Source organism: Deinococcus sp. AJ005 (assembly GCF_009017495.1).
GTDB lineage: Bacteria > Deinococcota > Deinococci > Deinococcales > Deinococcaceae > Deinococcus.
The window spans coordinates 60,344-74,999 of the sequence record NZ_CP044987.1 but is presented as its reverse complement, the minus strand read 5'-3'; the positions used below and the strand labels follow the sequence as shown (position 1 = coordinate 74,999).

The following is a 14,656-nucleotide window of genomic DNA, read 5'->3' as shown; positions in this document are numbered from 1 at the left end:
GTCCATCGGCATCTGTGCCGGGGCGTGGGACCCTTCGCACTGTCAGAACTAACGAACGGCAGTGTCGTGACACTGCCGTTCGCCTCGTAGAGATTTTCGAGTCGCCTCTGGCAGCGGCTATCAGCACCCGGACGTGGGCCGCTTTGGCGTCTGCGATCACCGATCACCTGGGAAACGTCCACTGGAAGGACGGCAACGTGTGTGGGCAGCCGCCCAAGACGGCGGCGTCAAGTGGACACTTGGACGAAGCAGTGAGCGGCCTATCACCTGCGGAGGTCGCGGCTGTCGACATGTCGCTTTCCACAAGCACATCTAGCCCTTGTGATCGCACGAAAGCGCGCATGCCACGGGTGATCTCAGGCGGGGTCTGGGCATCGCCCACACTTCCGAAACCGACCTCGGTACACTCCCGGCCACGCCCATGTGAGCTCGGCCATGGACGCGTCGGGCTGCATACGAAACTCAGGCCTGGGATCTCTCGCCGTAAGCCGACGGCACGAGCCCAAGTTCGGCGGCATGACGGCAAGGACTGTACTAACCTGTCGAAATGCAGCATCCACAGGCCGGAGACGCCCGCCGATGATTCCTGAACCCGGCCAGCTGGTCGAAGTCCGTCGCCGACGCTGGGTGGTCGGCGACGTCCAGACGTCGACGATGGACGACACCGGAACCGCGCTCGTCCATCTGGCGTCTGTCGACGAGGACGGCGCGCGTGAGGAGATAGACGTCGTCTGGGGTCTGGAGCCGGGCAGCCGCGTGATCGAGCGGGCAGGCCTTCCCAGCATCACCGACTGGGACGACGCGGCTGACCTGGACGCCTTCCTGGACGCAGTGAGGTGGGGCGCGGCGACGAACGCCGACCGGAAGCTCCTGCAGGCACCGTTCCGGAGCGGCGCGAGTATCGAGGACTACCAGCTCGATCCCGTGGCACGGGCCGTGGACATGGCCCGTGTGAACCTGCTCATCGCGGACGACACCGGTCTCGGGAAGACGATCGAAACCGGTCTGGTGATCCAGGAGATGCTCCTGCGCCACCGCGCCAGGACGGTGCTGGTCGTCTGTCCGGCCTCGTTGCAGCTGAAATGGCAGAGCGAGATGCGTGAAAAGTTCGGCCTGGAATTCCGGATCGTCGACACGGGATACGTGCGCGAACTGCGCCGGAAGAGAGGCATCCAGGCGAACCCGTGGACGTCGTACCCCAGGCTGATCGCGTCGGTGGACTGGATGAAGGGCGGCGAAGCCCTCCGCTGGCTGAACGACGCCCTCCCACCGACGCCTACCCTGCCGCGCAAGTTCGACATTCTGGTCGTCGACGAGGCGCACAACGTGGCCCCCAGCGGCAGCGGGAAATACGCGACGGACAGCCGCCGTACCCGACTGATCCGGAAGCTCACGCCCCACTTCGAACACCGTCTGTTCTTGAGCGCCACCCCCCACAACGGGTACCAGGAATCTTTCACGGCGCTCCTCGAACTGCTGGACGACCAGCGCTTCTCGCGTACGGTCGAACCCGATCCCCAGCAACTGCAGCGGATCATGGTCCGCCGCCTGAAGTCCGACCTCGTGGACGCCGACGGGAAGCGCATCTACCCAGAACGGCAACTGCTCGCTCTGGAGGTCGCCTACGACGAGGAAGAACGGGCCGTGCACAAGCTGCTGGCGCAGTACGGCCGCAGCCGGGTGGAGTCGGTCAAGGGGTCGGTCTCCGGTTATGCGGTGCATTTCGTACTCAAGTTGCTGAAAAAGCGGCTCTTCTCGTCTCCGAGGGCCTTCGCGAACACCCTGGCCGTACACCGCAGCGGGCTCGGCCAGGAGCGTGAACGTGCCGTGGACAGGTTCGAGGAAGGCATCCTGCGCCGCGCGGTCCAGCGGGCCGAGGAAGACTACGCCGACGACCTCGAAGCCGAGGAGGCGCTCGAAGGGGCTGCGCGGACCGCCACCCGCCTGGTCCCGGCGGCGACGTCCGAACAGGAGAATCTACTGCGCCGCATGGCGGACTGGGCCGAGCGCGCGAAGAGCCGTCCCGACGCGAAGGCGCGCGCCATCCTCGACTGGTTGGAAGTTCACCTGCGGCCCGGGGGGGTATGGAACGGCGAGCGGGTCATCCTCTTCACCGAGTTCCGGGCCACACACTCCTGGCTCAAAGAAATCCTCGCGACGCACGGATTCGGCGGAGAAAGGCTCATGGAACTGCACGGCAGCCTTCCGCACGACGAGCGTGAGGTGGTCAAGGCGGCCTTCCAGGCCGACCCGCACATCTCGCCGGTGCGCATCCTACTGGCGACGGACGCCGCCTCCGAAGGGATCGACCTGCAGAACTGGTGCCGTTACCTGATCCACGTCGAAATTCCGTGGAACCCGAACGTGATGGAGCAGCGCAACGGGCGGATCGACCGACACGGTCAGAAGAGTTCGGAAGTCCTGATCTGGCACCCGGTGGGAAAATCCGATCCTTCGGCCCGGGACGACGACGACTCGGAGTTCCTGTTCCGGGCGGCGAAGAAGGTCGAGGAGATCCGCAAAGATCTCGGCAGTGTCGGGCCGGTGCTCGCGCGGCAGATAGAGAACGCGATGCTCAAGAGCACTTCTACCCGGACGCTCGACACGAGCGATGCGGAGACCGCCGGCCGCGTCCGGAAAGGCACCCTGGCGTTCGAGCGCGACCTCCGGAAACGCGTCACGGACCTGCATGAACGGCTGGTCGCCTCGCGCGAGGAGTTCGGCCTCACTCCCGAGCGTGTCGGTCGGGCCGTGGCGCTGGCGCTGGAAATCGACGGACAACCCCCCCTCGTCGCGGCTGCCCTGGCCGGTGCCCCGGCCGACGGCGTTTTCCGGATTCCCGAACTCACCGGCGCCTGGGACCGGGCGAGCACCGGCCTGCACCATCCCTTCACGGGTGACCGCCGTCCCGTCACGTTCGACCACGCCGTGGCGAAAGGGCGCGACGACGTCGTTCTCGCCCATCTCGAGCACGATCTGGTGCAGCTGGCCTTGCGGCTCCTGCGGGCGGAGGTCTGGTCGCTCGAAGAGAGCAAGCGGCTCCACCGCGTCGCCGTGCGGACGAGTCCCGGGCTGGAGCGTCCAGTCGTGGAGGTCTGGTCACGCCTGCTGATCACCGGTGGAGACCACCGCCGACTGCACGAGGAACTGACGCTCTCCGGCGGGGAGCTGCGCGACGACCGATTCGACCGTCTGCCGGTGGGAAGGATGAAAGAGCTGATGGACGGTTCCGTGCCCTACACTCCTGAGAAAGCTCTGTTCGCTGCTCTGGCCGAGCGATTCACGAAGCACGAGGGCGCTGTCCGCTCCGCCGTGAGGGCGAGATCGACCGATCGACTGCAGTCGCTCAGGAACACCCTGAATCTCCGCAAGGAGCAGGAGATCGCCGATGTGGTCGGTGTACTCGACGATCTCGAGAAGGCCCTGCGCGCCGAGATCGACCGTGAGGAGCCCATGATGCCCTTGTTGTTCAGTTTTCCCGAGCAGGAACAGTTGAAGCGCGATCGGCAAGCCCTTACCGACCGGCTGCAGCGTATCCCCGAGGAGCGGGAACGCGAACTGGCCGCCGTCCAGCGGCGACACGCCGATCCGACCGAACGCACTTTCCCGGTCGCGGTCGTCTTCCTCGTTCCTGGGCACCCGACCGGAGAAAGACGGTGACTTCGGCGACACGGATCGAAGCGGTCCACGACTGGCTCTCGCTGGTGGAGACCTCAGGCCTCTACCTCGCGCCGAAGGTGCTGGGCGAAGCCTATCCGCAGAGCTTCGACAGCATCGACACGTCGGAGCGGCAACGCGTACGCAGCGCCTGGGAGGAATGGCGCGACGCGGTCGACGAGCAGGATCCGCAACTGTCCGCCCTGCACGGCCAGTGGATCGGTCTCGTCCTGACCGAGCTGCTCGAATACCGTGCCAACCTCCTGAAGCCGGTCGAGACCGGCGACGAGGCGTGGACGCATACCCTCCCCGACTCCGGGGAAGACGTGCGGCCCGGGTGGTTGCTCGGCCGGACAGAAGGGCTCCCGAAACTCGCGGTGTTCGTCCTGCCCCCCGATTCGCCGCTGGACCGCGCCTCACGGCAGGCCACGTCTTCCCTGGACCTGGCGACCGCCTGGTGCCGGGCCAAAGGCGTCCGATCGGCCCTGGTCACGAACGGTGAACGGTGGACGCTGGTGGATGCCCCGCCCGGGAGCGTGGTCGGCACCGTCACCTGGTACGCCCGCCTGTGGTGGCTCGAACCCGTCACCCTCCGCGCCTTCTACACCTTCTTGCAGGCACGCACCATGTTCGGGCCGCCCGAGAAGACCTTCATGGACATCGTAGACCGTTCGGCGGACGCCAAGGACGACGTCACGGGGACCCTCGGCACCCAGGTCGCGCGGGCGGTCGAAGTGCTCGTCCGGGCCTTGGACCGCGCGGACCGTGACCGGGGCGGCGCGCTCCTGAAAGGTGTCACCGAGCGCGCCCTGTACGAGGCGGGCCTGACCGTCATGATGCGGCTGGTGTTCGTCCTCAGCGCCGAGGAACGCGGCCTGCTCCTGCTGGGTGAACCCGTATGGGACGGGTATTACGCGGTCTCGACACTACGCGCGCAGTTGGAAGAAACGGACGAGCGTGACGGACACGGTGTCCTCGAACGCCGGTTCGACGCCTGGAGCCGCCTGCTCGCCGTGTTCCGCGCCGTGTACGCCGGTGTGGACCATGAAACCCTACGTCTTCCGGCCCTCGGCGGCTCGCTGTTCGACCCCGATCGGTTCCCATTTCTGGAAGGCCGTCCCGCAGGCACGGGTTGGCGCGACACGGCGGCCGATCCCTTACCCATCGACAACCGCACCGTCCTCCTGCTCCTAGACGCCCTGCAACGGATCAAGGGCCAAGAAGGTGCGCAGACGCTCTCGTACCGCGCCCTGGACGTCGAACAGATCGGCCACGTCTACGAAGGTCTGCTGGAGCGCACCGTATCCCGCGTTCCCGAGATCACCCTCGGTCTCGAAGGCACCGGCCAGAAGAAGGTTCCCGACGTTCCTCTCGCACGCCTGGAATCCGCCGGCCTGGATGGACGTGCCCGTCTCGTCGAAGTCCTGGCCGAACTGACCGGCCGCACCACCGAGGCCGGGAAAACCACGTTGGCCCGGCTGCTCGACCGGGACGTACCGGACGACCTGAGACGCCGTCTGCGGCGGGCGGGCGGCCACGAGGAACTCGCTCGCCGGCTCCTCCCCTTCGCGAACGTGCTCCGCACCGATCCCTGGGGCGAGCCGCTGGTCTATCAGGAAGGTGCGTTCGCGGTTACGGGCGGCAGCGACCGCAGTGCCACGGGCGCCCACTACACGCCGAAAGCGCTCACCGAACGCATCGTCGCGACCACGCTCGAACCCCTCGCCTACATAGGTCCGTCCGAAGGAAGGCCGAGAGGAGAGTGGAGGTTGAAGAGCGCCGCCGAACTCCTCGACCTCAAAATCTGCGATCCCGCTATGGGTTCGGGTGCCTTCCTCGTCCAGACCTGTCGCTGGCTGGCGGACCGCGTCGTGCAGTCGTGGCTGGATGCCGAAGAGGAAGGGCAGGCCGTGACGGCCGAAGGCGAGGTGCTGCCCGAACTCGGTGGTGCGGAACCCTTGGCGACCGATTCGGAAGAGCGGCTGCTGCAAGCCCGTCGCCTCGTCGCGGAACGCTGCCTGTATGGCGTCGACGTGAATCCGGTCGCCGTCGAACTCGCCAAGCTCTCCGTCTGGCTGGTCACGCTGGCCAAGAACCGCCCCTTCGGGTTCCTCGACCACAACCTCCGGCACGGCAACAGCCTGCTCGGGCTGCGCGACCTCGACCAGCTCGTCGAAATGGATCTCGATCCCACGCCCGGCTCGCACCGTTACGTCTTTGCCGGTGGGGTGCGCGAAGCCTTGACCCGTGCGGTCGCCCTGCGTGGGCGACTCCGGGCTATTCCTTTGCGGGACATCCGCGACGTCGAAGCGATGGCCTCCCTGGACCGGGAAGCCCGGGAAGTCCTCAGGAGACCCGAACTGGCGGCGGACGCCCTGGTGGGTGAGTCCATGCGGCACGCCACGAACAAGGGTGATCTGGAAGCGGCGCGCCTGTCCCTCGTCAACGAAGTCGACGCCATGCTGAAAGGCGAAGCCCGAGGTGAACTGGCGGTCACGCAACGGGCGGACCGTGCCCTTTCGGTCGACCTGCCGGCCGGCGCATCCCGCCGTACACCTTTCCACTGGCCACTGGAATTTCCCGAAGTGTTCGCGCGCGACAACGGCGGTTTTGATGCCTTCGTCGGGAACCCGCCGTTCCTGGGCGGGCAGAAGATCACGGGGGCCATGGGTACCGCGTTCAGGGACTACCTGGTGAAGTATGTCGCGTCAGGCCGAAAAGGCTCGGCCGACCTCGTCGCCTACTTCTTCCTGTCGTGCTTCGGGCTGCTCCGGAACGGTGGGACAGCCGGTCTCCTGGCGGTGAACACCATCGCCGAGGGCGACACCAGGGAGGTCGGCCTGACCCCTCTGCTCAACGAGGGTGCACTCGTCTACGAGGCGCATCCGAACGAGCCCTGGCCCGGGGCCGCAGCGGTGGTCACGAGCCGGATCCACATGATCCGAGGCGAATGGCAGGGTGTGCGGAGCTTATCGGGCGAAGAGGTTACTTTCATCTCCTCCTTCCTCACCGATGAGGACGATAAAAAAGCGCTCTCACTCGCATCCAACTCCGGGAAATCGTTTCAGGGATCAATCACCTTGGGGATGGGATTCGTGTTGTCCGAGGTGGTGGCTCAGCAACTTCTAGAGCAAAATCCGGCTTCCGCCGATGTCGTCTACCCATATCTCACAGGTGACGATCTCACGTCCCATCCACGACAAGCCGCCTCGCGCTGGGTAATCAATTTCTGGGACTGGCCCCTGGATCGGGATGCCACGGGATACTGGGTAGATGCGGATCCGAGACGGCAGCGTCTTTGGCTGAAAGAGGGGAGTGTACCCCTAGACTTTCCAGGCAAAGTTGCAAAAGATTATGTCGAGGTGTTGAGAATCGTTGAGCGTGATGTCAAAGGTGAGAGACAAAGGCTAAATGAGGAAGGAAAATTTGCGTTGCGTACACCATTACCTGAAAAGTGGTGGATACACGCCGAAAAGCGGCCAGGTCTCTACCATGCCATCGGACGTGGTAAAAAATTCTGGACTCATCCATCCGGATGGACACAGAATAATGTCGACTTCCAAGCAGTCTTAGCCTTCGCCACACAGGCGACGAAATATCCTACGTTCGAACTTTGTCACTCGGACCAGATCTTTTCGAATGCTTTGGGGATCATCAGTCTTTCCGACCACGCCAGCTACGCACTCCTGAACTCGAATTTCCACACGGTCTGGGCCTGGAAATACAGCTCGTCACTGGAAACCCGGATGCGCTACACGCCGACCGACTGCTTTGAAACATTTCCCTTCCCGGAAATTCTCAAGGCCGATGAACTGTTTTCACTTGGCGAGCGCCTGAAAGCCGCGCGCAGACGGGCACACGAGGTCTTCGACGTGGGTCTCACCGGCATATACAACCGCCTCCATGATCCGTCCGAGATCGGCCCCGAGATCTCGGCGCTGCGAGATGTCCACGTCGCCGTCGACGAGCGTTTGAAAATGCTCTACGGCTTCGGCGACGTCGACCTCGGTCACGGCTTCCATGACGTCGGTTACCTCCCCGCCGAAGACCGGACCCGGTTCACGATCAGCGAATCGGCCCGGTTGGAACTCCTCAGACGCCTCGCCTCCCTGAACAAGGAACGCTACGACAGCGAACAGGCGGCGGCGCAGTTGCCGCAAAAACCCAAGACCAAGTCTCCATCCAAAGGAAAACCGATCCACACGGGCTCGACGCTCTTCGACATGTCTACGCCCGAGCCGCCGAGGATGTCAGGTGCGGCCCAGTCCGCCGTCCTTTCCGTGCTGCAGCGAAGCAGACGTTGGTTCAAGAAAGCGGAGATCCTCAGGGAAAGCGGCCTGTCGGAAGCCGACTGGAAAGCGGTGATCGACACGCTACTGGCTGAAGGGACCGTGCAACGGCAGGGTGAAAAGCGCGGCACCGAATACAAGTTCCAGCGACAGGGAGAGCGATGACGAAGACGAACGAGAAAAAGCAGGTCCGTCCACCCAGGGTGCCGAGCGCATGGACCGTCTTGCTCGGTGACCATGTCAACCTCCGCGAGCACGGCGTGGAGCTTCCCGGCGGACTGGAGAACTACCGCGATATCGCAGAAGGCGACGGGCTGGCGATCGTGGAAGCGGTCGGTGGGGAACAGCGTGTCCTGAAGTTCGCGGGCGTGTTCCGGTTACGTGGCCTGCCTGGAAGGACCGTGGTGTATTTCGACGCCGAGACGGACGTGGAATCCGAGCCGTCGCTGGAGGCCGCCGGGATCGGCGTCGCGGCCACGACGTCGCCGCTCGAAAGGTTGGAATGGTCCGTGTTCGAGGGCGCGTTGCGGGGCTGTACGGGCAGCGGTTTCGACGCTCTGCCGGTGGTGGAAGACCAGGCGTACCTGCGGTCGTTGATGCGCCTGGCATTCGAGGACGACCTGCTCGGTCCGGCGGAAGGGCCGGAGGAAGAAATCCCGGACATGGGCGTGAGGGACCGTTACCTCGTCGGGAAGCTCGCGCCGCGCGACTCCCTGCCCTACGTGGTGTCGGACGCACCTGAAGAAGCCGGGGAGGCGCAACCCGACCTGCGCCTGCGGGAGGGCGTGGCGTCCGACCCGGGCCAGGAATTCGGACAGACGTCGGGACGCCGGGATGTCGAAGAAGAGCCGGCCGAGCTCGATCCGTCGACCAACGCTTCCCTGGTCCCTTCGTCCATGGGGCTGACCTTCTGTGTGGCGGACGACACGACCCACCTCACGGTCCGGGCCTCTTGGGGCCGCTACGAGCGACGGGAGAGCGAACGTCACGTCACCGAGAAGACCGGAAAGCCGTCGCGGGTCTGGAAGCGCGTGCCGATGGGGGGCGAGTTGGTGCTGCCCCTGGATCTCGATGGGGATGCCGCGCCGATGACCCCCGATCCGTCGTGGCCCTCGGTGGTCGTGGACGCCCGCGTCCGCTGGTCGCCGAACGGGAAGGAGCGGCTGGTGACGTTGTTCCTGGTGAACATGCAGTCGAAACCGGCCTCGCAGGAAGACGTCGCCTGGCTGTTCCAGCCGGAGCTCACGGTGCGCGACCTCGCCGGGAAGTCGGTATTCCGTCGGCGGCCGCCGTTGGAAGCCGACGGTGCGGACGAAGAGCGCGAGGCGCTGGAAATGCTGTACCGCCGCCAGGTGGAGTTCGCAGTGGGACACAACACGTCCGTGACGGCGACGGTCGACCCCGAAGACCGTGAGCGGGCCGTAGAGGTGCGCACGAGTGTGGTTCCGGCGTTCGAGGTACCGGTCACGGAAACCCCTGCGCTCGGGCCGGACGTCCCGGCCGATCTGCTGGACATGCGGCGCCTGGCGGCCATGGAACGCGGAGATCTGGTCACCGGCCTCACGGCCTTCACGGACGACTATGCGGCGTGGATAGGGCGGCAACGCGCGAAGCTCGCCCCGGGTACCGCCACACACGATCCCTCGCTGGACGACTGGAACGTGTCGGCGGCCGACGCCCTCACGCGCTGTGATGGTGTTCTCGCCCGGTTGCGGGAGGGCGTCCGGGTGCTCGAACAGGACGACCTGGCGTTCGAAGCGTTCCGCTTCGCGAACCTGGCGATGGCCGACCAGCGTGTGCACAGCATCTGGGCGTTGCAGCGGCGGCGCGGCGGCACGCCGGATCTCGCAGCGGTGGACGCCGATCCGCGCAACCGTTCCTGGCGGGCGTTCCAGCTGGCGTTCGTCCTGCTCTCTCTCCCCTCCCTCGCCGATCCGTCGCATCCGGACCGGACCTCCACGTTGGAAGCCGAGGCAGATCTGCTGTGGTTCCCGACGGGCGGCGGCAAGACGGAGGCCTATCTCGGCGTGGCGGCGTTCGCGATGGCGGTCCGCCGTCTCCAGGGCGATCTCGGGGGTCTCGACGGAACGCGCGGCCTGACGGTGATCATGCGCTACACCCTGCGTCTGCTGACGCTGCAGCAGTTCCAGCGGGCGACCACGCTGGTCTGCGCGATGGAGGTCCTGCGCACGGCCGATTCCGCCAAGTGGGGGATCCATCCGTTCGGCATCGGGCTGTGGGTGGGGATGAAGAGCACGCCGAACACCACCAAGGACAGCCACAAGTCCATCAAGGACGAGCGTGACGGCAACCTCGGTACCGGCTCCACGCCGGCACAGTTGACCACCTGCCCCTGGTGCGGCTCCCCGATCGACCCGAAGCGGGACGTCGTGGTGGATCTCGACCAGAGCAGGACACGCATCTACTGCTCGGACAGCCTGAGCGACACTCCGTGCCGCTTCTCGAAAGACGCCGACGACAGTCCCGGGTTACCGGTGGTCGTCGTGGACGAAGAAATCTACCGGCGCCCGCCCAGCATGCTGATCGCGACGGTCGACAAGTTCGCGCTGATGGCGTGGCGCGGCGCGATCCGCACGCTCTTCGGCCGGGCCGACGAGGAATGCCCGCGTCACGGCCTGATATGGCCGGACGTACCGGACTGCAGCGGGACCCACGCACCGAAAGGCAGGCTGCCGAAGACCACCGTCCGGAAGATCGTCCCGTTGCGGCCCCCGGACCTGATCATCCAGGACGAGTTCCACCTGATCAGCGGCCCGCTCGGCACGATGGTCGGGCTGTACGAGACCGCTATCGACGCGCTGTGTTCCTGGACACTGGACGGCCGGACGGTCCGGCCCAAGGTCATCGCGTCCACTGCCACCGTCCGGAAGGCCGCAGAGCAGGTCAACAACGTGTTCCTGCGCCGAGTGACCGTTTTTCCGCCCCACGGCGTGGACGTGGAGGACAACTACTTCTCGGTGCGCCGGGACGTCGCCGACGTCCCCGGGCGCCTCTATCTGGGGATCTGCGCGCCGGGGAGTTCGAAGCCGGCGATGCTCATCCGCATCTACGTGGCGCTCCTGACGGCGGGACAGGCGCTGTTCGACCGCTTCGGACAGCAGGCCGACCCGTACATGACCCTGGTCGGGTACTTCAACTCCCTGCGTGACCTGGGCGGCATGAAACGCCTGGCGGAAGACGACGTGCAGACCCGCTCGTACCGGGTCGAGATGAGCCGCATCGGCCGCCCGGGGCTCAGGCAACGCGGGGTCCGCGAAGTGGAAGAGCTGACTTCCCGCATTTCCAGCCGCAAGATCCCTGCGACGCTCGACCGGCTCGAAGTGAAACACAAAGCCAAGTGGGGTAAGGGCGAGGACCACTCGGTGGACATCGTCCTGGCGACGAACATGCTGTCGGTGGGCGTCGACATAAACCGTCTGGGCCTGATGGCCGTCAACGGTCAGCCCAAGACCACTGCGGAATATATCCAGGCCACCAGCCGCGTAGGCCGCTCTTTCCCCGGCCTGGTCGTCACCGCCCTCGCGTGGTCGCGTCCACGCGACCTGTCGCATTACGAGACCTTCGAGCACTACCACGCGACTTTCTACAAGCACGTCGAAGCTCAGTCCGTGACCCCGTTCGCGCCACGCGCCATGGACCGTGGCCTCACCGGCACGCTGGTGAGCATGTTGCGCCTCGGTCAGGCGCCGCTGAACCCGAATACGGGCGCGGGCCGGCTCGACCACCTCGCGAGAACCGAGATCGCTCCCGCCCGGGCCGCCGTCCAGGGGCGCGCAGGCAACGTCACGGGCAGCACGGAGGTCGAAGCGGACACGGGCGACATGCTCGCCCACCGCTTCGACCGCTGGGTACATGAAGCGGCGCGGCCCGGACGGGAGCTGGGCTACGAAAAGGGCGGCGGCACGGTCGCGCCACTCCTGTCCAGGCCGGGCCTCGGCGCCTGGGAACTCTTCACCGCGCCGACCTCCTTGCGCGAAGTCGAGCCCGGTGTCCGTCTGATCATGAGCCAGTCGAAGGTGGACGACGGGCCGGCCTGGCGCACGCCGTCCGTATCCGGACGGCCAGGAGAGAGAGAATGACCGCAAAGACCGATGCCGCCGTAGGATCCGTACGCCCCAGCCAACTCCTCTGGACCTATGGACCGGGAGCGCTCGTCGACCTGCCGAACCTCTCCGTACTCACGATGGGCCTCGGCCACTGGGAAAAAGGGCTCTGTGCGGAGATCGACGAGCCCCGCCTCCTGGCGGCCGTGCGGCAGGAACTCGGAGCACAGGTCGGCAGCCTGCGCCGCCCTCCGATCGCGGGCGAGGACGTCGCCCCCCTGTCTCCCGAAGCCCTGCAGGGCGTGCCCGTCCGCCCCTTCCCCCGCTGGCTGCGCTGCGTGAAATGCGGTCTGCTGGCGGAATACGACTCTGGACTGTTCAAGCTCATCCCGGCTCCTTATGCGCCCGAACGGACGCGCTTCGTGCACCCGAACTGCGAGAAGGCGACCGGCACGGCGAAGCAGTCCGACGCGGTCCCGGCACGGTTCCTGTTGGCCTGCACGAGAGGCCACCTGGACGACTTTCCGTGGCACTGGTTCGTCCACGGCGGCCCGACGGCCTGCAAGGGCACCCTCCGGTTCTTCGAGAGCGGCGCGTCGCTGCAGACCGAAAACCTGTGGGTGCGGTGCGACAGTTGCGAGACGGCACGCTCGTTGGTCTTCGCCTTCGGCGAGGAAGGCAAGAAGACCCTCCCGGCCTGCCGAGGCCGACATCCCCACCTCGACGCCTTCGACGAGGAACCGTGCGGGGAACAGGCCAGGCCGGTGATCCTGGGGGCGACCAACGCCTGGTTCCCCGTCACCCTGTCGGCCCTCGCCATCCCCCTCGCGGAGACGCCGGTGGCACAGTTCGTCGAGGAGGCGTGGGAGGAGATCAAAGACGCCGAGGACGAGGGCGAGCTCCGGGGCATCCTCAAGGTCCTCCGGCGACAGGGCCGCTTTCCGTACATCGACCACCTGGACGTGGGGGACGTGTGGGAAGCGCTCGTCCGCCGCACTGCCGGCCCGCCGGGGCCGGAGGGCCATGTGACCGAGGAGGAGATGAAGCGGCCCGAGTGGGAGGTACTGACGTCGCCGACGACTGTCCCGGGCGGGTGGCCGCACTTCCTCGCCGAGCGGATCGCCCCGCCGCCGCGCTACGCCGCACATCTCGCGTCGGTCTCGCTCGTCAAGCGGCTGCGGGAAGTGAATGCCCTGCTCGGATTCACGCGTGTCGACTCTCCCGAAGAAGTGTTCGACGAGAGCGGCCGAGAGCGGGTCGCGGGCCTGAGCCGCCGGCCTCCGGAGTGGATTCCGGCAAACGAGGTGCACGGCGAAGGCGTGTTCATTCGGTTCGACGAGGAAGCCGTCCGTTCCTGGACGTTACGGGCCGCCGTCGAAGGGCGGGACGCCCGCCTGTTCGCCGGGCACCGGGGGTGGCGGGCCAGCCGGAAGCTCGACCCCGAGGCCCACTATCCCGGCGTCCGTTACGCCATGCTCCACACCCTCTCCCACCTGCTGATCCGGGAATTCGCCCTCGAGTGCGGCTACAACGCCGCCAGCATCCGCGAGCGCATCTACGCCAGCGACGCCCCGGCCGCTCCCATGGCGGGGATCTTGCTCTACACCGCCGCCGCCGATTCCGACGGAACGTTGGGCGGCCTGGTCGAACTGGGCAAACCCGAGAATCTCGGGCGCATCCTGCGCCAGGCCCTCCAGCGCGCCTACGTCTGTTCGTCGGATCCGCTGTGCTCCGAACACGATCCCGGCGCGGACCGGTCCCTGCACTCGGCCAGCTGCCATGCCTGCGGGTTCGTGGCGGAGACCTCCTGCGAACGCGGAAACCGTTACCTGGACCGCGCGCTGCTGGGACCGACCTTCGAGTGTCGCGACGCCGGCTACTTCGAGTGAAGGACCTGCGCCTCTGGCGGGCCGTAGCCGCCGTCGTCCGGGAAATGCCCGCTGGCCATGTCGAGCGGCTGGCCGGCCGGGCCGAAGGCGGAGCCGTGTGCGCCACCCCACAGGGTGCCTCGGCGGCCGAGCGGGAACTGTACGTCGCCTGGTCCGTCTCGGACGTGTCGCCGGCCGAGCTCGCTTCGGCTCTCCGGGCGGCGGCCGTCACCGCCGAAGACCTGCGGGAGCGTGAGAGTATCGACCTGGTATGGACCGGCCCGGTTACGGAGGAGGTGCCCATCAGGCGAACCGAGATCGTCCTGGTGCAGTTGATCGACGGTGCCCGAGCGACGCTCCAGATCGTCAGCTTCGTCGCCTACGAGGTCCAGTCCGTGGCCGCCGCCCTCCGGAGGGCGGTGGGGCGGGGGGTAGACGTCGTCATCGTCCTGGAGGCGCCGGTCGCCCTGGGAGGCAGTCTCGACAGCGACTGCGTCACGGCGATGCGGAGCGCAGTGCCGGGCGCGGCCGTCTACGTCTGGAACGGTGCGGGAACGAGCGGACCACGGGGAAAAATCCATGCCAAATGCGCCGTCGCCGACAGCCGGACCGCCTTCGTGACCAGCGCGAACCTCACGGGGGCGGCCATGTGGCGCAACATGGAACTGGGCGTCCTCGTCAGCGGAGGACGTCAACCACTCCGTCTGGCCCGACACCTCCGTGCCTTGGTCGACCGGCGGATCCTCTCCCCTGCTCCATAGCAGGCCGGAACCCCGCT

Annotated in this window: 5 protein-coding genes; all 5 read left to right on the top strand. The window is 66.5% G+C overall.

All coding sequences use genetic code 11. The features are described 5' to 3' along the window. The first annotated feature begins 579 nt into the window (after nt 1-579). Genes drmD through drmC form a run of 5 tightly spaced genes read left to right on the top strand, consistent with a single transcriptional unit; the run spans nt 580 to nt 14,639 of the window. On the top strand, nt 580-3,660 hold the full coding sequence (drmD, locus tag DAAJ005_RS00255) for a DISARM system SNF2-like helicase DrmD (protein ID WP_151845337.1): 3,081 nt from the start codon (nt 580-582) through the stop codon (nt 3,658-3,660). Next, on the top strand, nt 3,657-8,111 hold the full coding sequence (locus DAAJ005_RS00250; protein ID WP_151845336.1) for a type IIL restriction-modification enzyme MmeI: 4,455 nt from the start codon (nt 3,657-3,659) through the stop codon (nt 8,109-8,111). Before drmD ends, DAAJ005_RS00250 begins: the two co-directional genes overlap by 4 nt. After that, nucleotides 8,108-12,046: a DISARM system helicase DrmA gene (gene drmA, locus DAAJ005_RS00245; RefSeq protein ID WP_151845335.1), complete on the top strand. Its 3,939-nt coding sequence runs from the start codon at nt 8,108-8,110 to the stop codon at nt 12,044-12,046. The genes DAAJ005_RS00250 and drmA overlap by 4 nt, the downstream gene beginning before the upstream one ends. Continuing rightward, a complete protein-coding gene (gene drmB, locus DAAJ005_RS00240) occupies nt 12,043-13,899 on the top strand; it encodes a DUF1998 domain-containing protein (RefSeq protein ID WP_151845334.1) in 1,857 nt (618 codons plus the stop codon). Before drmA ends, drmB begins: the two co-directional genes overlap by 4 nt. Continuing rightward, entirely contained in the window at nt 13,896-14,639 is a 744-nt protein-coding gene (gene drmC, locus DAAJ005_RS00235; protein ID WP_151845333.1) for a DISARM system phospholipase D-like protein DrmC, read from the top strand. The genes drmB and drmC overlap by 4 nt, the downstream gene beginning before the upstream one ends. Nucleotides 14,640-14,656 lie beyond the last annotated feature (17 nt).